General features: G+C 62.3%; 14 protein-coding genes and 2 pseudogenes. 6 read left to right on the top strand and 10 right to left on the bottom strand.

What is annotated here, in order from left to right; translation table 11 throughout:
• The first annotated feature begins 66 nt into the window (after positions 1-66).
• Positions 67-348 carry a fructose-bisphosphate aldolase gene (locus tag H0I86_RS12465; RefSeq protein WP_124350597.1) on the top strand — a complete coding sequence of 94 codons (282 nt, stop codon included), beginning with the start codon at positions 67-69 and terminating at the stop codon, positions 346-348.
• Positions 349-429: 81 nt separating this feature from the next.
• On the opposite strand, the gene H0I86_RS12460 is transcribed toward H0I86_RS12465, so the two are convergent.
• The 5 genes and pseudogenes from H0I86_RS12460 to H0I86_RS12440 form a co-directional block, all read right to left on the bottom strand.
• On the bottom strand, positions 430-1,515 hold the full coding sequence (locus H0I86_RS12460; protein WP_180925242.1) for a BsuBI/PstI family type II restriction endonuclease: 1,086 nt from the start codon (positions 1,513-1,515) through the stop codon (positions 430-432).
• Complete coding sequence (locus tag H0I86_RS12455) at positions 1,516-3,321, bottom strand: HsdM family class I SAM-dependent methyltransferase (protein ID WP_180925241.1); 1,806 nt, start codon at positions 3,319-3,321, stop codon at positions 1,516-1,518.
• Between the two features lie 629 nt (positions 3,322-3,950).
• A pseudogene (locus tag H0I86_RS12450) lies at positions 3,951-5,101 on the bottom strand (IS3 family transposase).
• Between the two features lie 354 nt (positions 5,102-5,455).
• Positions 5,456-6,343: an RNA polymerase sigma factor SigJ gene (sigJ, locus tag H0I86_RS12445; RefSeq protein ID WP_180925240.1), complete on the bottom strand. Its 888-nt coding sequence runs from the start codon at positions 6,341-6,343 to the stop codon at positions 5,456-5,458.
• 2 nt (positions 6,344-6,345) lie between these two features.
• The gene (locus H0I86_RS12440) at positions 6,346-6,786 is read right to left on the bottom strand and encodes a carboxymuconolactone decarboxylase family protein (protein ID WP_053268766.1); all 441 of its coding nucleotides are present in this window, start codon (positions 6,784-6,786) and stop codon (positions 6,346-6,348) included.
• Between the two features lie 207 nt (positions 6,787-6,993).
• On the opposite strand from H0I86_RS12440, the pseudogene H0I86_RS12435 reads away from it, so the two are divergent.
• Positions 6,994-7,293 (top strand): annotated as a pseudogene (locus tag H0I86_RS12435) (PAAR domain-containing protein); the annotation flags it as partial.
• Positions 7,294-7,309: 16 nt separating this feature from the next.
• Complete coding sequence (locus H0I86_RS12430) at positions 7,310-7,678, top strand: DUF7079 family protein (protein WP_124302313.1); 369 nt, start codon at positions 7,310-7,312, stop codon at positions 7,676-7,678.
• Positions 7,679-7,696: 18 nt separating this feature from the next.
• On the opposite strand, the gene H0I86_RS12425 is transcribed toward H0I86_RS12430, so the two are convergent.
• Positions 7,697-8,752 carry a PDDEXK nuclease domain-containing protein gene (locus H0I86_RS12425; RefSeq protein WP_180925239.1) on the bottom strand — a complete coding sequence of 352 codons (1,056 nt, stop codon included), beginning with the start codon at positions 8,750-8,752 and terminating at the stop codon, positions 7,697-7,699.
• A 123-nt stretch (positions 8,753-8,875) separates the two neighbouring features.
• Positions 8,876-9,286 carry a PA0061/PA0062 family lipoprotein gene (locus H0I86_RS12420; protein WP_016704703.1) on the bottom strand — a complete coding sequence of 137 codons (411 nt, stop codon included), beginning with the start codon at positions 9,284-9,286 and terminating at the stop codon, positions 8,876-8,878.
• Positions 9,287-9,509: 223 nt separating this feature from the next.
• On the opposite strand from H0I86_RS12420, the gene H0I86_RS12415 reads away from it, so the two are divergent.
• The 3 genes from H0I86_RS12415 to H0I86_RS12405 are packed head-to-tail and all read left to right on the top strand — an operon-like array spanning position 9,510 to position 15,289.
• Positions 9,510-12,731, top strand: coding sequence for an efflux RND transporter permease subunit (locus H0I86_RS12415; RefSeq protein ID WP_180925238.1), 3,222 nt, complete (start codon positions 9,510-9,512; stop codon positions 12,729-12,731).
• Positions 12,721-13,887, top strand: coding sequence for an efflux RND transporter periplasmic adaptor subunit (locus H0I86_RS12410; protein ID WP_180925237.1), 1,167 nt, complete (start codon positions 12,721-12,723; stop codon positions 13,885-13,887). The genes H0I86_RS12415 and H0I86_RS12410 overlap by 11 nt, the downstream gene beginning before the upstream one ends.
• Positions 13,871-15,289 carry an efflux transporter outer membrane subunit gene (locus tag H0I86_RS12405; RefSeq protein WP_180925236.1) on the top strand — a complete coding sequence of 473 codons (1,419 nt, stop codon included), beginning with the start codon at positions 13,871-13,873 and terminating at the stop codon, positions 15,287-15,289. Before H0I86_RS12410 ends, H0I86_RS12405 begins: the two co-directional genes overlap by 17 nt.
• 940 nt (positions 15,290-16,229) lie before the next feature.
• Here the strand turns inward: H0I86_RS12405 and msrA are convergent.
• From msrA to H0I86_RS12390, 3 genes are read right to left on the bottom strand one after another with little or no spacing between them, the layout of a single operon-like run.
• Positions 16,230-16,679, bottom strand: a complete 450-nt coding sequence (msrA, locus tag H0I86_RS12400) for a peptide-methionine (S)-S-oxide reductase MsrA (protein ID WP_180925235.1) — start codon at positions 16,677-16,679, stop codon at positions 16,230-16,232.
• A gap of 17 nt (positions 16,680-16,696) precedes the next feature.
• Entirely contained in the window at positions 16,697-17,752 is a 1,056-nt protein-coding gene (locus H0I86_RS12395; RefSeq protein WP_180925234.1) for an ABC transporter substrate-binding protein, read from the bottom strand.
• Positions 17,749-19,818, bottom strand: coding sequence for an ATP-binding cassette domain-containing protein (locus H0I86_RS12390; protein WP_180925233.1), 2,070 nt, complete (start codon positions 19,816-19,818; stop codon positions 17,749-17,751). The genes H0I86_RS12395 and H0I86_RS12390 overlap by 4 nt, the downstream gene beginning before the upstream one ends.
• Positions 19,819-19,931: the final 113 nt, after the last annotated feature.

Here is a 19,931-nt window from a genome sequence, read left to right as displayed (position 1 = left end):
GCACAGGGGTTCGCAGCCTTATCGAGAGGACATTCAATCAATATATTTATTCGACAAGGAACAGCGATGAACACCCAAACTCCATCCGAACGCTTTATTCCCCTGACCCCAATTGCCAGCGATACCCCTGTGCTTTTTATTGACAGCCACGCGCCTCTATCAGATCTGCATGCCTGCGCTAGCGAGCGTTTGCATACCACCCTCGACTATCTGAATCTGATGGCCTGCACTAGCTTGCGCGACTCCAGCGACAAGGACATCGATACTGTGGCTAATACCGCCAGGCTATTGCTGCAGGATGTGCGGGATGTGTTGGCGGTGATTGAGACGCGTGCTTTTAGCGTATGAGCGCGAATTAAAAAAGCCGGCTAAAAGCCGGCTTTTTAACGAAACAGAGGAATGGTACGAGACTGTCTGAGCTGAGCGCAGTCAGTCTCCCTGACCTGAAAGCATCTGATTCAGACTAGACAACTGACTGGTTTCGCCGCGAAGCATGAAAATATTATCAGGCTCACTCATGAACCAAGCAAACGAGCCCCAGGCCAAGCTTGTGACAGTCTTCTTGAAGCCAGCCGACTCCCGATCTGCATACGCAGTGACAAATGCCACTTTCGAGCGCTTGAAGCCCCCCTTGTCCGTCAGCTCGAGCAGAGCTTCCTTGCGGCGCGCTGTGATGGCGCCATCGGTGGCCACCACCTCGATAAAGACAATCAAGGGGTGGGTCGGGCCCAGGTCCACCAAGATCAGATCGGGAAGGTTCTTCTGCGCCTCAATGTCGAGGCCAATGGTGGAAGCCATGCGTAGGTCCTGTATAGCGACCTTATTACTCGACTCACTGAGCCACAGAACCGCAGGTTTCTCTAAGAACTGCTGGGCGAACACCTCAACAACTGCTCGCGAAATCAGTGAGCTAGGGCCGTAAGCCAGCGTGCGCGTTTCACCGTTTGGAAAGTGAACCATCACGCCCTCTTTGTCGACGGCACCAAGGCGCATCAACGAAACACGGGCGAGCGCTCCCTTGTTCAAATGCTCCTCTTGCCACTTGAAAATAGCAGCCTCTAGGGCGTCCCCCTGGAGCGTGGGATCAAACAAGGCCGCGAGATCAGACTTAAGTGCGTATCGCGGCTTACCGGACGTGGTGGGAACGTCCTTATCCTCCATGACAGCACCAACTGCTACCAAGCCTTCACGGAGGGTCTCGTCGCGGATAGGTTCGCGAGTATTGTCGGCGTACCAGCGTTTGCCTGGAACCTCGAACGACTTCTTGCGCAGGTTCGACCTGTAACTAAGGCGCTCTTCGTCACTGTCACTCATCGCCTGTACGTCAGTCATGCGATAGACATGCACCGGTCCCAACCGCACGTTGGAGTGCTCGATAGCTCCGATATACAGCATCGTGAATACCGTGCTGGCGGCCAACTCGCGGGTGCAATAAATCCGATTCGGAGTTCCTTCCGGGAAGATCAGAGGAAGCCTTTCAGCGACCAACTCCCTTGGTACGTACGGTGACAGCACTCACATATCCCCTTCAAACAATTGACTACATGCAGCCTCAATGGCTTCGCGGTCTGCGCCAGCATCGACCAGCCGGGTCAGTACTCCGAGGTCCTCAGGTGCAGGCAGCGGCAGCGACTCCAGCTCATAGGCAGAGACCGCGACCGATCCGCTTACGCAGCGAAACGCGCGGTCTGCTGCCGCGCTGTTGATGAATGCACCCAATACCTCGGCGCTGACCTGAGGCGCCTCGGTAATCGGCCGAATCATGTTGATGTGGTTCTCAATGACGACGCCACCATGCTTCTCTAAGAACTCGGCAGGCAGAGCGGCGGCGATCAGGCGCCGGTTTTGCTCCTTGGCCGTGGTTCGTTGCAGCAGGACACAGGGTTTGGTAGTGATCATCCAGCTGTCCCCAGCCTTCAGCTCGAAGTAAGGGGCGTGATTCTTCTTATCCGCGCGGAAGACAAAGCAACCGTCAGAAGTGATCGCCTCGGCCCAGATCAACGGCAGGCGCTTGCTGCTCGGACGATGCGCGAGCTGGCTCTTGAAGCGGTTCCACACTAACGGCCCGGTACTCACACCATATCCCCAGTCAGCCAGGCGATGGGGCATGTGCGTCAGGTGTTCGACCAGAACACGTTGCTCAATCGTTCGCGGCAATAGCCAGGGTAGGGAGAGGTCCGTGGGCAAGATGATTTCACCCACTTGCTGGACCTCCAGCCCGCCCCTAGCGGTGGTAATCTCAGCAACTGCAACTGGGGCGGTGTCAGCTCCACGACGATAGGTTGCCAGGGCAGTTTCCTGCAGCACGTCATCAAAAACGCCCTTACGGGCGGTGACGAAATCGATGGACAGCGGCGGCGCTGAACGCCCCAGCAAGGCTCGTAAATTCTTGAAGTAAACCCCAGCCAGGAATGATGTCGGCGTGACATAGGCAATCACACCACCCAACTTGGTGTGGCGCAACGCCAAATCGGTGAACAAACCATATAAATTGGCATGTCCGTACAACGAGCGCTTGTAGCGCTCCCGGGTCTCGACATCGAGTTTGGCCCGACCATATGGCGGATTGCCGATCACTAGGTCAAATCGGTCTTTCGGTGGGCTGCGACGCAGCGAGTCACAGACGGTAACCATAACGGGCAACTTGCGCCCGGCCAACCGACTGATCGGCAAAACGACAGCATCTAGAGTGACCTGACTAAGCCAGGCCCCAAAGGGATCAATCTCATAGCCGCGCAGCCTGTTGCCAATGCTCTGCATCAAAAATTTCGGACTGCAATCCTTCAGCTCATCCATGACACGCTGGGCAATAGGGGCTAAGAAGGCACCTCCACCGCAAGCAGGATCGAGCACGCGGCACTTCGCCCAGTCGACGTTCGCGGCTGTTACTTGGTCGATCAGGTGGGCGGTAAGTGCGGGCGGGGTGTAGAAAATGCCGTACTGCCCACGATGCTCTGCTGGGAGCATGCCGGTATAAGTCTGTCCGATCTGGTAAGCGGCAGTCTCGGCATCGAAACTCGCGGCGGTGCGACCTATAGTTTCCGCCAACGCGACGGCCGCCTCAGGCAGTTGTTCAATGTGAAACGGCTGGAGTGGCGCGCGCAACTCCTGAGGAACGATGTCGACGCTCGTCAGACCACGCCACCAAGCCTCAACCAGACGAACGCCGAACGCGCGCGCCAAAGCCAATTGTTGATCAACTGGAAAAGTGATAGCCAAGGCGCGGGCCATGACTCGTGCCGAGGCGACCACCTGGCTCGGGGTTTCCGCAGTAATGTGGTCTGCCTGCTGTGCCTGTTTTGCCTGTGCCTTGTGAGCCATACTCCCCCCTTTTTGCGGGCCGAGACTATACAGGATTTAGCATCCCGTCCGACCAATATTGCGCAATATTGCGTGATGAAATGACACCTAACAATCGTAGGAGTGTTGGTTCTGCAACCGATTACCCTAAACTCAAGCCAGACCAAGTGGCACGCAGCATGCCAGTAAACGCCTGGGTTACATCTCAGCTAGGCAACCAAGTAAAACTGACTGGTATCACCGGCAAGGCTGACCCCGCGTAACCCTAAGCCGTCCAGCGAGGGAAAGACCATGGTGCAATCAGTAAGCATCCTCGCCCTCCCTAGCAGCGAGAATCAGAAAATACTGTTTAAATATACAGCACAAGCAAAATGACGCCATGCTTTTCTGAGCCCTACAGCAGGGCACCGCATGCGCCCCCCGATAAGTCACCATCACGGTACACAGACAATAAATTTCTCCAAATTGCGGTTAAACCCATCTGAGGTACCAACGAGAAGACTGGTGAGGCGGCACAATAGGTTCATCAGAAGGGAAAAGCCTTTGGCGACTTTCATGATGAATCTAATCTGAGAGTTGGGCTGGCAACCTGGTGAAATGAAGGCCTACCTGAACACAAAAAAACTGATACTTGAATCGCCCCGGATTCTCTAGACACCTTGCAAGCTCATTGCGTAACGCTTTTCAAACTCTGCCGGTGACAGCTGATTGTTGAAACCATGACGGCGTTTTGCGTTGTAGAACATCTCGATGTAATCGAACACATCACTACGAGCATCTTGCCGCGAGGTGTAGATTTTTCGCTTGATCCGTTCCCGTTTCAGAAGCTGGAAAAAGCTCTCGGCCACAGCGTTGTCATGACAGTTGCCTCGGCGACTCATGCTGGCAACCAAATTGTTTGCCTTCAAAAAGCTGCGCCAATCGGAGCTGCTGTACTGGCTGCCTTGGTCGGAATGAACCATCACTTCTTGCTTCGGTTTACGCCTCCAAACCGCCATCAACAACGCGTCAATAGCCAAATCACTGGTCATCTGCGACTTCATTGACCAGCCAACGACCTAGCGAGAAAACAGATCCAACACCACAGCCAAATACAGCCAGCCTTCATAAGTGCGAATGTAGGTGATGTCGGTGACCCAAACTTTGTTGGGTTCTACGACATCAAACTGGCGCTTCAGCAAATTGGGTGAGGCGACCGCTGGCTTACCGCCGTACTTTCCAGGGCGGCGTCGATACCCTGTCTGAGAGCGCAGACCTTCAAGACGCATCAGCCTCGCTACACGATGGCGACCACAATCTTCACCGACCTCGCGCAGATCGTCATGGACTTTGCGATAGCCATAAACGCCGCCACTCTCCAGCCATGAATGCTTGATCAAACCCAGCAGTCGCTGGTCGTCTTTGGCGCGTACAGATTGCGGCTCGGACAGCCAGGCGTAATAACCGCTGGGATGGACTTTCAGCATCAGGCAAAGCCGCCGAATCGAATAGTCGCCCGCGCGCTGCTTGATAAAGGCGTACTTCAGCCGCACTCCTTGGCAAAGTACGCGGCGGCCTTTTTTAAGATGTCTCGCTCTTCAGTGACGCGCTTGAGTTCTGCTCGCAGACGACGCAGTTCAGCGTGCTGATCATCGTCTTGCTGTCGTTCTTCTTGAGGTTTGCTGTAGCGCTTTATCCAGGCATATAAGCTATGCGTCGACACGCCAAGACGGGCCGCTACATCAGCGACAGGCAGCTTCTTTTCGGTCACTTGATTGACCGCTTGGATTTTGAATTCTTCGGGGTAACGCGGGTTGCTCATGGCACCTCCTGATTGGCCTCAGTTTAAGGCAAAGAGGTGTCTACGAAACCCGGGGCGATTCAAGGTGGGGCAGAGCAAGGTGCCGTACTATCTCCCTCGCGTTGCCCATCAGGACATGCAGCAGGCGAGCTACTTAGTCGCTTACTTGATCGCCTACTTAGTCGCTTTGGCTGAGATCAGCCAACGCTCGACCGCCCGCGATGGATTTAAGAGCGCTGCGTTTACTCAGTCAACACACCGGTATCCACGACCATTGCAGGCAAGCTTCGCTCCTACAGTACATTCGCTTAACTGAATGGCATTGGTAGCCTCGGTTTGTTGATCCGCAGTCCTCAGGGCTGCGCACTATAAGCTTCAAACCAACACCCCACTCCCCACCCCCACCAACTTATCCGGATTCCGCATGATGAAGACGCGGTTCACCCGCCCCTCTGCGTCATACCCAAAACTCACCACCGCAACCACCTCCCCCTCTCCCCGCAACACCACCCCACGCCCACCATTGATCTCCACCTCCTGCCACTGATACTCCCGCCAGTACCGGCTCAACGACTCGCCCACAAACGCCAACACCGCCTCCAACCCATACAAGGTCTCGCGAATGGCGCTGGCTTTACCGCCGCCATCGGCGCACAGCTCGACGTCTTCGGACAGCATGGCGGCCAGGCCTTGGGTCGAGCCGCTGGTGATTGCAGCGTGGAAGGCGTTCAGCAGTTGTTCCTGGCGTGAAGGGTCTGGCTGGTAACGGGCCTGGGTGTTGCCCAGGCTGGCTTTGGCGCGGGAGACCAGTTTGCGGCAGGTGGCTTCCTGGACGCCGAGGGTTTGCGCGACTTGGGGGTAGTCCAGGTCGAAGATGTCGTACAGCAGGTACGCGGCGCGTTCCTTGGGGGTCAGGCGTTCGAGCAGGAGCAGGAAGGCGGTGGACAGCGACGAGGCCAGTTCATGGCTCTGTTCGGGGGAGTCGTGATGCAGGCTGTGGATCGGTTCCGGCAACCAGGTGCCGACGTAGTCCAGGCGCGAGCGCTGGGCCGAGCGCAGCAGGTCGATGCAATGCCGGGTGCAGGCGGTGGTCAGCCAGGCGGCCGGGGTGGCGATGGAGGCCTTGTCGGCCTCCAGCCATTTGATGAACAGGTCCTGCACCACGTCCTCGGCCTCGGCGCGCGAGCCGAGGAGGCGGTAGGCCAGGCCCAGCAGGAAGCTGCGACGGCTTTCGAACACCGTCGTTTCATCGTTTCGATCCATCCTCAGTGCCTCGACACCTGCAAGCGATTCCACAGGTTGATCATGCCGATATCGGCCGTCAAGGCGGCGATCTGCGCTTCGCTGAAATGTTCGCGCAGGGCGGCGCGCAACGGGCCGAAGTCGGTGTCTTCGCGCAGCACGGTGAGGGCTTCGGTCCAGGCCAGGGCGGCGCGTTCGGCGGCGTTGAAGTCGCTGACATGACGCCAGACCACCAGGCGGTCCAGGCGCTCGTTGCTTTCACCGTCTTCACGGGCCTCGCGGGTGTGCATCTTCACGCAGAAGCCGCACTGGTTGATCTGCGAGGCACGCAACACCACCAGGTGGTGCAGCTTGCGCGCAAGGCCATGGGCGTCGATCAGGCCATGGACCTGGCCCAGGCTTTCGAAGATCTCGGGGATGGTTTGCAGCAGGTTGACGGCTTGGGTCGGGTGGCTGGATGACATGGGGTGGCTCCGTTATTTGAGGGATACACCGACATGACGGGCCAGCCTGGCGGTTTGTGACGGGGGGGTGGAAAAATAATTCGGGCATCTTCTCCCGCCCCGATAAAAGCACCCCATCCAAAGCAAACAACGCCACAGGCGCCCAACACCTGCAAGATCTCTGTTAGGTTATTGCCCCCAACAAGGATTTATTGACAGGAGGTCATTATGGCGAAACCAGCCGCACGCCAAACCGACCCAACCAGTTGCCCGATCCCAGGGCACGGCACCAACCCAATAGCGACAGGCTCCCCAAACGTTTTCTTCGACGGCCTTCCAGCTGCACGCCAGGACGATACTTGTACCTGTGGCAGTACCCTGTCGACGGGTTTGGCCTCAACGGTCTTCATCAACGGCAAGAATGCTGCAACCATCGATACCGGCGGCACTCATGGCAACATCGTAATAGGCGGCTCTGGCACGATAATTATCGGAGATTCGCATACGCCGGCACCGTTCACCTCTCCCTGACATGGGACGTGCAATGACCGACGAAGAACGATCTTATGTCTACTGGGCATTGTCCGATGCATTTGTTGACACTGAAGTTGACTATGAAGCCATTGCACGCCAGACAGAAGCCTACGACCCAGAGGAAATCAAGAGAATTCTCTATCATGAAGTAGCACCTGTCTGCCATACGAACCTTGAAACAGTAATCCCCTTGATATGGTCGGCTTTCAATCTGGAAAACCTGGAAAAGGACATAAAAAGAACGTTGAAAGCCAGAAACGAAAGTTACTTCAGACAAAAGAAAGATAAATTACTCATTCGCTGGCTTGAGTTCAGATACAAATACATTTGGCTAGAGATAGCCAAGCACTATAAAAACAGCTCCACCCTCGAAAACTAGGTTGTGCGTTTTTAGTAACTAACTAACCCCAAACACAGCGTTAAGTTTTTCTTCGGTTGGCGCAGGCTCAAGCCCATCGTTATGTTGATGGGCATACAACTCATGCAGCTTGGCCTGCAGCAGCTTCTTGTCTGGCAGTTGTGTCTGATACTCGGCGATCAATGCGGGTGAGAGTGAGCGGTTGAGGGCGTACTCGACCACCTCGTCGTCCTTGCTGGCACAGAGCAACACACCCAGGGCCGGGTTCTCATGGGGTTTGCGCACCTGACGGTCCAGCGCCTCCAGGTAGAAATCCAGCTTGCCCAGGTGTTCCGGCTCGAAACGCCCAACCTTGAGTTCAATGGCCACCAGGCAATTCAACCCGCGATGAAACAGCAGTAGGTCCAGCAAGAAATCGCGCCCGCCTACCTGCAATGGGTAGCGCGAAGCGACAAAACAGAAGTCCCGCCCCATTTCGATCAGAAAGTCTTTCAGTTGCTGCACTAACCCACTGTGCAAGTCGGCTTCGCTATGACCTTTGGCCAGGTCGAGAAACTCCACTACATAGGCGTCCTTGAACACCTTTAGAGCTTCTGGGTGAATTTGTCTCAACGCTGTCGAGACTTTTGCCGGCCGGGTCAGTGAGCGCTCAAAAAGAGCCGATTTGATCTGGCGCTCCAGCTCTCGGCACGACCAATGTTCCTGAACCGCCATGCGCAGGTAGAACTCACGTTCCTTAGGCTGTTTGCTCTGCCCAAGAACGACCAGGTTATGGCTCCAGGACAATTGTCGCACCAGTGGTGCGACTTTCTTTTCATCCCGATAAGCCTCATAAAACTGCCGCATACGAAACAGATTCGGTCGAGTAAAACCCCGCAACCCCGGCTGCTTCCGCGCAAGATAATCCGCCAGTTGCTGAACCACTCCATCGCCCCACTCCGCCGCCTGGATCTTGCGACTGATATAGGCGCCGACCTGCCAATACAGCTCCACCAGTTCGGTGTTCACTGCCCGCATCGCCCGTTGGCGCGCGGCGGCGATCATTTGCGCCACTTCGTTGAAGGCCGCATCGGTGGATGGCAGTGCTTGATTCATAAAAAGGGTCCTGCCTGAAGGATGTAGTCCACCATCATCAGGCGGCCCTCAATCAACGTGCAGTCAGCCGCGTCTCTTTCTATTGAGCGAAATTTCCTGGATTGAGCAACGCCGACAGCCCTATCACCCCGGCATGCACTCAAACCCATGCGCACTCGCCACCTGCTTGCCCTGGGCATCAAACAACCGCGCCCGCACCTCGGTGCCCAGGGTCGACTCCACCAGCTTGTAATGCTCCCCCGCCTGGAAGTTCGGGTAGCTCACATGCCCGTGGCAGTCGACCTGGTTGGAGTCGCCGCCGACTTCTTCGAACAGGGTCACGTCCAGGCGGTGGGCGCCGGGTTGGACTTCAAAGTAGCGGCCGTCGTCGACGTTCTTGCCGTCGACCCGTTCGGCCAGCAGGTCGCTGGGGCCCTCTTCTTCCAGGCTGATCCAAGCTTCCTTGGGGTCGGGTTGCGGCATCGGGCCGGCGCAGGCGGACAACAGCAGCACCAGGCTCAGGGCGGGAATCAGCAGCAGGGGTTTGGCATTCATGGCAGGTACCTCGGCAGTAAAAAAATCGACACAGGGCGAAGCGAAAAAAGCAGCCGCGCCGGATTGCCATCCAGCTTGTCGAGGCCCCGGGCAGAGGACAAATGAATCCCCGTGAAAGGAAATTCAGGCCTTACCTAAAACTTCCTTCACCTGGCTGAAAGCCGCGTGTTAGGTGGGTCGCTGGAGACTGCCGAGCTTTGTTTCCGCCTCGGAGGTCCACCCCATGCTCGGGCTGGTCAAGACCGCTCTGCTCAAGCCCTACACGTTTATCGTGCTGGCGATTTTCATCTGCATCATCGGGCCGCTGGCGGCCCTGCGTACGCCCACCGATGTGTTCCCCGATATCGGCATTCCGGTGGTGGCGGTGGTCTGGCAGTACACCGGCCTGTCGCCGGACGCCATGGCCGGGCGGGTGATCTACACCTACGAGCGCTCCCTGAGCACCACGGTCAACGACATCGAGCACATCGAGTCGCAATCCTTACCGGGCATGGGCATCGTCAAGATCTTCTTCCAGCCGGGGGTGGATATCCGCACCGCCAACGCCCAGGTCACGGCGGTGTCGCAAACCGTGCTCAAGCAGATGCCGCCGGGCATCACCCCACCGCTGATCCTCAACTACAGCGCCTCGACGGTGCCGATCCTGCAGATGGCCTTCTCCAGCCCGACCCTGTCGGAAGCCAGGATCCGCGACCTGGTGCAGAACAATATCCGCCTGCCCCTGAGCTCCGTGCCCGGGCTGGCGATGCCGACGCCCATGGGCGGCAAGCAGCGGCAGATCACCCTCGACCTGGACCCGCAGGCGCTGGCCGCCAAGGGCCTGTCGGCGCAGGACGTGGGTAACGCCCTGGCGGCGCAGAACCAGATCATCCCGGTGGGCACCGCCAAGCTCGGCGCCAGCGAGTACACGGTGCTGCTGAACAACAGCCCGAGCGCCATCGACGAGCTCAACGACCTGCCGATCAAGACCGTCGACGGCGCGCTGATCACCATCGGCCAGGTGGCCCATGTGCGCGACGGCTCGCCGCCGCAGAGCAATATCGTGCGGGTCGACGGCCATCGCGCGGTGCTGATGCCGGCGCTGAAGAACGGCAATATCTCCACCCTGTCGATCGTCGACGGCATTCGCCAGATGCTGCCGCGCATCGACGAAACCCTGCCGCCGGCGCTGAAGACTTCGCTCTTGGGCGACGCCTCGGTGTTCGTCAAGCAATCGGTGGGCAGCGTGGCCCGCGAAGGCATCATCGCCGCGCTGCTGACCAGCGCGATGATCCTGCTGTTCCTCGGCAGCTGGCGCTCCACACTGATCATCGCCGCCTCGATCCCCCTGGCGGTGCTCGCGGCCATCGCCCTGCTCGCCGCCAGCGGCCAGACCCTGAATGTCATGACCCTGGGCGGGCTGGCGCTGGCGGTGGGGATTTTGGTGGACGATGCCACGGTGACCATCGAGAACATCAACTGGCACCTGGAACAGGGCAAGGCGGTGAAGGCCGCGATCCTCGACGGCGCCAGGCAGATCGTCGGCCCGGCCTTCGTCTCGCTGTTGTGCATCTGCATCGTCTTCGTGCCGATGTTCCTGTTGCAGGGCATCGCCGGTTACCTGTTCCGGCCCATGGCGCTGGCGGTGATCTTCGCCATGGCCAGCTCGTTCATCCTCTCGCGGACCCTGGTGCCGACCCTGGCCATGTACCTGCTCAAGCCCCATGTGCCGGAAGCAGGCCCGGGGCATCACCCGGAAGATGAATTCATCAACCACCACGAGGGCGAGCAGCACGCCCCGCCACGGCATGCCCTGGTGCGCGGGCTGCTGGGGTTCCAGCAGGGGTTCGAGCGGCGCTTCTCCAATGTCCGTGACACCTACCATGGCCTGCTGACCCTGGCCCTGGCCCACCGCAAGCGCTTCCTGCTGGGCTTCCTCGCCTGCGTGCTGGCCTCCTTCGCGTTGCTGCCGAGCCTCGGCCAGGACTTCTTCCCGGCCACCGACGCCGGCGCCCTGGCCCTGCATGTGCGCCTGCCCCTGGGCACGCGGATCGAGGAAAGCGCGGCGGCCTTCGACCGCATCGAGGCGCGGATTCGCGAGGTGATTCCGCCGGAGCAGCTGGACAGCGTGATCGACAATATCGGCATCCCCCTGAGCGGCATCGACATGGCCTACAGCAGCAGCGGCACCATCGGCCCGCAGGACGGCGATATCCAGGTCACCCTCAAGCCCGGCCACGCGCCGACCGCCGACTACGTGAAGCAGTTGCGCGAAGCCCTGCCGGAAAGTTTCCCCGGCAGCCAGTTCGCCTTCCTGCCGGCGGACATCAGCAGCCAGATCCTCAACTTCGGCGCGCCGGCGCCGCTGGACGTGAAAATCTCCGGCCCCGACGGCGCCGCCAACCGCGCCTATGCCCTGGAGCTGCAACGGCGCCTGCAGCATGTGCCGGGCATCGCCGACCTGCGTATCCAGCAGTCCACCGGCTACCCCTCGCTTGCGGTCAAGGTCGACCGCCTGCGGGCCAATGGCCTGGGCATCACCGAGCGCGACGTGACCAACAGCATGGTGGCCTCCTTGGCCGGCAGTTCCCAGGTGGCGCCGACCTTCTGGCTCAACCCGCAGAACGGCGTGTCCTACTCGATCGTCGCCGCCACCCCGCAGTACCGCCTGGACAGCCTGCCATCCCTGGAAGCGCTGCCGGTGACCGGCAGCAACGGCCAGTCGCAGATCCTCGGCGGCCTGGCCAGCATCTCGCGGGTGGACAGCCCGGCGGTGGTCACCCACTACAACATCCAGCCGACCCTGGACCTCTACGCCAACGTCCAGGGCCGCGACCTCGGCGGCGTGGCCCGGGATATCCAGAAAGTCCTCGACGACAGCCAGGCGCTGCGGCCCAAGGGCGCGACCATCAGCCTGCACGGGCAGATCGACGCCCTGCACGAAGCCTTCAGCGGCCTGAGCCTGGGCCTGCTGGGCGCGGTGGTGCTGATCTACCTGCTGATCGTGGTCAACTTCCAGTCCTGGCTCGACCCGTTCGTGATCATCACCGCGCTGCCCGCGGCCCTGGCCGGGATCGTATGGATGCTGTTCCTCAGCGGCACCTCGCTGTCGGTGCCGGCGCTGACCGGGGCCATCCTCTGCATGGGCGTGGCCACGGCCAACTCGATCCTGGTGGTGAGCTTCTGCCGCGAACGCCTGGCCGAACACGGCGATGCCCTGAAGGCCGCGCTGGAGGCCGGCTATACGCGCTTTCGCCCGGTGTGCATGACCGCCCTGGCAATGATCATCGGCATGCTGCCCCTGGCCCTGTCGGAGGAGCAGAACGCGCCCCTGGGCCGCGCCGTGATCGGCGGCCTGATCCTCGCCACCACCGCCACCCTGCTCTTTGTTCCCGTGGTATTCAGCCTGGTCCACGGGCGTCACCCCACTCGCGCTGTCGCTGGAGAAAGTACCCATGTCGCCTGATCACACCCCCTCGCGCAAACGCCTGCTGTGGCTCGGCATCGGCGGCCTGACCCTGGCCGCCCTGCTAGTGGCCAACGGTCTGGCCGCGCGCAGCCGCCATGAACGCGCGGTGGCCGCCTGGACCGAAACCGCCGCCGTGCCCCAGGTGCTGGTGTTCCAGCCGCAGCAGAACCGCCAGGGCGACACCCTGCGCCTGCCGGCGCACCTGGAAGCCTGGAGCAAGGCGCCGATCCACGCCCGGGTCAGCGGCTATCTGAAAAGCTGGAACAGCGACATCGGCGCCAAGGTTCAGGCCGGGCAAGTCCTCGCCGAGATCGACAGCCCCGACCTCGACCAGCAGGTGGCGCAGGCCCATGCCCGGCTGGTGCAGGAACAGGCCAATGCGCGCCTGGCGCAAACCACCGCGGTACGCTGGCAGAACCTCGTGGCCAGCCACTCGGTGTCGCGCCAGGAGGCCGATGAAAAAACCTCCAACGCCGCGGCCGCCAAAGCCAATGCCGAGGCGGCCGCCGCCGATTACGCGCGGCTCTCGGCCCTGGAGGACTACAAGACCATCCGCGCGCCCTTCGCCGGCACCATCACCGCGCGCCACACCGATATCGGCCAGTTGATCAAGGCCGACAACGACAGCGACCCGCAGCTGTTCGACCTGGCCGACACCCACAAGCTGCGGCTCTACGTGCCGGTGCCGCAGAACTACGCCAGCGTGATCCGCCCCGGCCTTACAGCCGAGCTGACGGTGCCGGAACACCCCGGCCAGCACTTCAGCGCGCGGCTGATCGGCGACTCCACCGCCATCGACCAGCGCTCCGGCACCCTGCTCGCCCAGTTCGTCGCCGACAACCCCGACGGCGCGCTGATGCCCGGCGACTATGCCGAGGCCGCCCTGGCCCTACCCGCCGACACCCGGGGCGTGAGCATCCCGGCCAGTGCCTTGATCTTCCGCGCCCAGGGCACCCAGGTGGCGCTGCTCGACGAGCACAATCACGTGCACCTGCGCGACATCCATATCGGCCTCGACCTCGGCGCGCGGCTGGTGATCGACCAGGGCCTGCAAGCCGCCGACCGGGTCATCGATAACCCGCCCGACGCCCTGCGCGAAGGCGACCTGGTGCAACTGGCCGACGCCGGAGGTGAGCATGCGCCCAAGGCTTGAACCGCTTGCTGTGTTGCTGTTGCTGGCCTTGCAAGGCTGCTCCCTGGCGCCCGGCTACCAGCTGCCAACCGTGGACCTGCCGGCCCACTACCGCGAACAGACCAGCGACGGGCCCTGGCATCCGGCGCAACCGGCGGATCAGTTGGCCAGCCAGTGGTGGCTGCTGTACCAGGACCCGCGCCTGGATGACCTGCAACAACGCCTGCTCAAGGCCAACCCGGACCTGGCGGCGGCGCTGGCGCACTTCGACGCGGCCCAGGCCTACGCCAGCCAGCTGCATGCCGGGCTGTTCCCGCAGATCAGCGCCAGCGGCCAGTCGCTGCGCCAGCGCCAGTCGGACCACCGGCCGTTGCGTGGCGGCAGCCAGCCTTCGGTGTACAACAGCAACACCGCGGGTTTCTCGCTGAGCTTCGACCCGGACCTGTGGGGGCGGATTCGCAACCAGGTGGCCGCCGGCGACGCCCAGGCCGAGGCCTCGGCCGACGATCTGGCGGTGGCGCGCCTGAGCCTGCAACAGCAGCTGGCGAGCCTGTATGTGCAGCTCAATGGCCTGGATGCGCAGCGCGCGATCCTCAGCCAGTCCCTGGACGACTACGCCCAGGCCCTGCAACTGACCCGCAGCCGCTACCAGGGGCAGATCGCCTCGGAGCTGGACCTGACCCGCGCGCAAAGCCAGCTGGCCAGCGCCGAGGCCGAGCTGGACGAAGTGCGCGGGCAACGCAACCTCACCGAACACGCGATCGGCGAGCTGGTGGGCGAGCCGGCCAGCCAGTTCCAGCTGCCCGCGGCCACTCAGGCACTGACCCTGCCCGGCGTGCCGCAACAACTGCCCAGCGCCCTGCTGCAACGCCGCCCGGACATCGCCGCCGCCGAACGCCGGGTGTTCGCCGCCAACGCCAACATAGGCGTCGCCCGGGCCGCCTGGTACCCGGACTTCAGCCTCACCGGCCTGCTCGGCGGGCAGACCCAGGGCAGCGGCAACCTGCTGGCGGCGGGCAATCGCTATTGGGCCCTAGGCCCTCTGGTCAACCTGCCGATCTTCGACGGCGGCCGCCTGAGCGCCAACGAACGCCAGGCCTACGCCGAATTCGAGGAAGCCGCCGCCCATTACCGCAGCCAGGTGCTGCGGGCGGTGCGTGAGGTGGAGGACAACCTGGGGCAGTTGCGGGATTTGCAGCAGGAGGCGCTGGACCAGCAGGCGGCGGTGAATGCCGCCGAGCACACGCAGACTTTGGCCATGAACAGCTATCAGGCGGGGGCGGTGAGTTATCTGGAGGTGGTGACGGCGCAGACCGTGGCGTTGCAGGCGCAGCGCAGCCTGCAGGCGCTGCAGACCCGGCGATTGCAGGCGAGTGTGGGGTTGGTGGTGGCGTTGGGTGGGGGGTGGAAAGCTGGAGCCTGACCCTAGATGCGGGGCTATAGAAAGCTCGATCCTTCTGTGTACATATCCGTTGCTGCGGTAACGGCGACTTAGGGTTCCGCCCTTACGGCGGGTCACTTTGGAAAGTCCGGAAGCCGGCCCAGCCCAAAGTAACCAAAGGGCCCTGCCCCTGGCGTCCGGTCCTCGCTAAGGCTCGGATTCCCTCGCTCCGGTCCTGCTCCGTGGGCCGCCGCCACAGGCCATCCATGGCCTGGGGCGGCTAACTCGGCATCCCTGCCGAGTTGCCCACTGCGCAGAACCTCCACTCGGCCTCCCGATGGGGCAAACAATCAAAAGCAACGCGAGGCGGCCTACCGGCCGGCCTGTGTTTGAAAGCACGCGTTCTGTAGCCGTAGCCATGTAGCCGCTGCCGTAGGCTGCGATCGGCTGCGCAGCAGACGCAAATCCTGCCTCCCGGCTTTACCTGTCACACCGCGTCATCAGGTTTGGCGGGCGCTTCGCGCCCGATCGCAGCCTGCGGCAGCGGCTACAGGGAGCGCACTCCCCCCAGGCCGGCCGGCAGGCCGCCGTCTTGCTCTTGCTTTGGCTTTTGATCTGAACGCCCCGTTAACCACGATGGCCGAACGCAGGCATTGAGCCGTGGGTAACCCGGCAGGGATGCCGGGTTAGCCGCCCCAGGCCATGGATGGCCTGTGACGGCGGCCCACGGATCAATGCCTTCGTTCGGGCATGCCGAGCCTAGGCGAGGCACCGAGTGGTGGGGCAAGCCCTTTTGGTTACTTTTGGGGCGTTTGCCAAAAGTGACCCGCCGTAAGGGCGGAACCCTAAGTGGCCGTGACCGCAGAAACGGATATGTACCCCGTCCAACATCACCAGCGAAACCACTACCGCTATCGCGGGCAAGCCTCGCTCCTACAGAAACCGACCTGCAGCGAGAGCAAAGCCACCTGCAACCAGCGCCTCAGATATGGCAACTACTCAACCCATTCTTCTCCAAATACCGCTGGTGCGCTTCATCCGCCAACTCAAACCGCCCCAGCGGCACAACCACCGTGGCCACAGGTTTGTTGAGACGGCCGGAGTCTTGCAGGGCCGCCTTGGCCTGCCGTGCCTGTTCGGCCTGTAGGGCGTCGGTGTGGAAGATCGCCGAACGATATTTCCCCCCTCCATGCTCCCCCTGCCGATCCACCGAAGTCGGATCATGCAGCCCCCAGAAGTGCTCGATCAGGCTCGAATAAGCCAACACCCGAGGATCGAAATCCACCTGCACCACCTCGATCCGCAACGACTCATCACCCGCCTCCACCGCGTAGCCCACCCGCGTATCTACCACCCCCGGCAGCACCCGGAACGCGGCTTCCGCGCCCCAGAAGCAGCCCGCGCCGAAGGTCGCCTGCTTGATCCCGCTCATGTTCCGACGCTCCTCGCTCACTGCACCGCTCCAACTTTCTCGCCGCTGGCGCCCAGCCACTGATCGACGATCGCCGGGTTGGCCTGGACCCAGGCCTTGGCCGCTTGCGCCGCCGGTTGTTGTTCCTTCTCGATCCTGAGGATCAGGTCGTTCAGCACCTGGGGGTCGATGCTGAAGTTTTCCAGGAAGGCGGCGATCCGTGGCGCGCGTTTCTGTAGCGAAGTGGAGGCCAGGACATAGACCCGGGCGTCCGGGTAGGCGCAGGTGATCTTGCTCTTGTTCAGCCAGTCGGCGTCCACCGTCGGGCTGACGAATTTCCAGCAACCGTCGGCCTTGTACAGCGGGTCGCCCTTCTTGTTGTCCTGGGCGTAGCCGTCGAACGCCGGCTCGTCCAGGCGGCGCAGGTCGAAGGCGGAGAAGATCCAGTCCGGGGTGTAGGCGTAGAACACCACGCCGCGCTGGGCCTTGTAGGCCGCGGCGAGCTTGGCGTAGGTCACCGAGGCTTCGGTGGACACCGATTCGAATTTATCGGCAAAGCCGAAATCCTTGGCCTTGATCTGGCCGATATAGGTCGACTCCCAGCCCGCCGGGCCCACCAGCAATTGCGCCTTGCCGCCGCCCAGGGGTTCGAAGAGTTTCGCCACCTCGGGTTTCTGCAGGTCGTAGACCGACCTCACGCTGTATTTGTCTTGCAGGTAACCAGGGATATAGAAGCCCTGGACGCCGAGGTAGGGTTGCTTGTTCGGCACCAGGGAGCGGGTGCCGCCGGTGACGTACTTGGCCCAGGCGGCGGATTGATTAGGCAGCCAGATATCGGTCAGCACATCCACCGAACCGTCGCCCTTGGCCGCGGCGGCGAACAGCACCGGTATGTCACCGGCCAGATAAGACACGTCGCCGTCGAGGCGGCTTTTGATCACCTCGCCGAGGATGTTCTGGATGGCGATGGCGCCGGTCCAGTTCTGTTCGCCGATGACGATCTTGTCCTTGGCCAGCACCGGCAGGGACAACCCCAACAGCAGCGCGGCGGCGCCCAGGGTACGGGAAAACGACTTGTTCAAGACACACCTCATGACTGATGGAAAGCGCGATCCCGCTGGCGCAGGGTCGCTTGAATGATGCGGTCGGGAATCAGCGCGCAGAACACGATCGCCGCGCCGGCCAACATGCCCTCGCCGCCCTTGATATTGCGCAGCGCGGTCATCACGTCGTAGCCCAGGCCGCCGGCGCCGATCAGCGCCGCGACCACCACCATCGACAGGCTCATCACCAGGGTCTGGTTGATCCCCAGCAGCAGCGAGCCGGCGGCCAGGGGCAGCTCGACCTTGGTCAGGATCTGCCACGGCGTGGCGCCATGGGCCAGGGCCGCTTCGACGGCGGTCCTGGGCACTTCCTGGATCCCCAGGGCGGTGAGGCGGATCATCGGCGCCAGGGCGAAGATCAGCGTGGCGATCACCGCCGGGGTCTTGCCCACCGAGAAAAACGCCACCGCCGGGATCAGGTACACGAAGGTCGGCAGGGTCTGCATCACGTCCAGCAAAGGCGTGATCAGGCGCCGCGCCAGGGCGCGCTTGGCCAGGAGGATGCCGGCGGGCACGCCGATCAGCAGCGACAGCAGCACCGAGGAACCCACCAGGGCCAGGGTGGCGATGGTCCGCTCCCAGAAACCGAACAGGCCGATATAGAGCAAGGCCGCCGCGCTGATCAGGGCCAGGGCCGCGCCGGCCGAGCGCCAGGCCAGCAGCACCAGGGCCAGCGCCGGCACTGGCCAGGGCAGCCAGCCCAGCAGGCTTTCGATGCTTTCGATCACCGTGCGCACGGCGACTATCACGCCGACGAAGGTGCTTTCGAAGGTGACCTGGGACCAACCGATCAATTGATCGATGGCGGCCGCGGTGCTCAGCAGCGCCTGGCGGTCGGCAGGAAATTGCAGCCAGGGGCCGCTGGCATCCACGGCCACCACCCGCCACAGCACCAGGCCCTGGCACAGCAGCAACACCAGCCACGGCAAGCGCCAGTCGGAACGGCCCTGGCGGCTCGGACGGCGGGCCAGGGTCACGCTGAGCAGACGGCTGAGCAGCAGGCCGAGAATCGCTAACCCGGCCCAACCCAGACTGGCGCTGGCCAACCATTGGCCCAAGGCACTGGCCGCCGCCAGTTCCAGGGCGAAGCCCAGCCAATACAAGGCGCCATGCCCGCTGGCGGCCAAGGCCGCCGGCCCCAGCAAGAGCGCCTGCCAGAAGGAAAACCCCGGGGCCACGGGCGCCGGAGCGGCCGCTGTTTTAGCCGAAGCCACGGGCGCTGCGGCAAGGGTGTCGCTGCGCGCGCCGTGCTCCTGGAAGAAGTCCGCCACCTCGGCGTCCGCCGGGTGCTCCAGCAACTCGCCGGGGCTGCCCAGCTGGATCAGGTGGCCCTGGCGCAGCACCGCGATGCGGTCGGCCAGGCGCAGGGCCTCGGCCGGGTCATGGGTCACCAGCAAGGTGGTGATGCCGCGCTCGCGCACCAGGCGCAGGAAGTGGCTTTGCAGGTCTCGGCGGATGGTCGGGTCGAGGGCGCTGAAGGGTTCGTCCATCAACAAGATGTCCGGCTCGCTGACCAGGGCCCGGGCCAGGCCGACCCGCTGCTGCATGCCGCCGGACAGTTCATGGGGATAGTGCTCGCCCCAGCCCTCCAGGCCCATGGCCCGCAGCTGCACATCGGCGGCGGCCTGGCGCAGCGCCTCGGGTTCTCCGCGCAGTTCCAGGGGCAAGGCGACGTTGTCGCGCACGCTGCGATGGGGCAGCAGGCCGAAGTGCTGGAAGACCATGCCGATGCGCCGCGAACGCAGGGTGCGCAGGTCCTTGGCCGAAAGCTGGCTGATCGCCGCGCCGTCGATCAACACCTCGCCACCGCTGGGTTCGATCAGCCGGTTGATGTGCCGCAGCAAGGTGGATTTGCCACTGCCGGAGGTGCCCATCAGGCACAGCACTTCGCCACGGCGCACGCTGAGGCTGACTTGCTCCACCGCCGGCGGCACGGACGAGCCGCGGCCGTAGTGCTTGGTCAGGTTGCGCAGCTCCAGCACCACCTCGGCGTTGGCCGGTTGCGGGGCGGACGAGGCTGGGACGGCAAAGGCCGCTTGGGGGTGAACGGCGGACACGGGAACTCCTGACGCCGGGCGCGGGGGTGACGCCAACGGCGGTGATGAACAAGAAATATGAATGGGGCCAGCCAGCCGGCTACCCCAGGGAAATGGGCTCGCCGAAGAAGGTG

Origin of the sequence: Pseudomonas chlororaphis subsp. aurantiaca (genome assembly GCF_013466605.1) — a bacterium.
In the GTDB taxonomy this organism is placed as follows: domain Bacteria; phylum Pseudomonadota; class Gammaproteobacteria; order Pseudomonadales; family Pseudomonadaceae; genus Aquipseudomonas; species Aquipseudomonas chlororaphis_I.
Note: the sequence above shows the minus strand (reverse complement) of the source record. Positions and strands in the feature narration are given on the sequence as shown.

Bases quoted from the DNA above. Each gene is read 5' to 3' on its own strand.
- H0I86_RS12465 (WP_124350597.1), top strand. From the start codon at position 67: ATGAACACCCAAACTCCATCCGAACGCTTTATTCCCCTGACCCCAATT.
- H0I86_RS12455 (WP_180925241.1), bottom strand. From the start codon at position 3,321: ATGGCTCACAAGGCACAGGCAAAACAGGCACAGCAGGCAGACCACATT.
- sigJ (WP_180925240.1), bottom strand. From the start codon at position 6,343: ATGGATCGAAACGATGAAACGACGGTGTTCGAAAGCCGTCGCAGCTTC.
- H0I86_RS12440 (WP_053268766.1), bottom strand. From the start codon at position 6,786: ATGTCATCCAGCCACCCGACCCAAGCCGTCAACCTGCTGCAAACCATC.
- H0I86_RS12430 (WP_124302313.1), top strand. From the start codon at position 7,310: ATGACCGACGAAGAACGATCTTATGTCTACTGGGCATTGTCCGATGCA.
- H0I86_RS12425 (WP_180925239.1), bottom strand. From the start codon at position 8,752: ATGAATCAAGCACTGCCATCCACCGATGCGGCCTTCAACGAAGTGGCG.
- H0I86_RS12420 (WP_016704703.1), bottom strand. From the start codon at position 9,286: ATGAATGCCAAACCCCTGCTGCTGATTCCCGCCCTGAGCCTGGTGCTG.
- H0I86_RS12415 (WP_180925238.1), top strand. From the start codon at position 9,510: ATGCTCGGGCTGGTCAAGACCGCTCTGCTCAAGCCCTACACGTTTATC.
- H0I86_RS12410 (WP_180925237.1), top strand. From the start codon at position 12,721: ATGTCGCCTGATCACACCCCCTCGCGCAAACGCCTGCTGTGGCTCGGC.
- H0I86_RS12405 (WP_180925236.1), top strand. From the start codon at position 13,871: ATGCGCCCAAGGCTTGAACCGCTTGCTGTGTTGCTGTTGCTGGCCTTG.
- msrA (WP_180925235.1), bottom strand. From the start codon at position 16,679: ATGAGCGGGATCAAGCAGGCGACCTTCGGCGCGGGCTGCTTCTGGGGC.
- H0I86_RS12395 (WP_180925234.1), bottom strand. From the start codon at position 17,752: ATGAGGTGTGTCTTGAACAAGTCGTTTTCCCGTACCCTGGGCGCCGCC.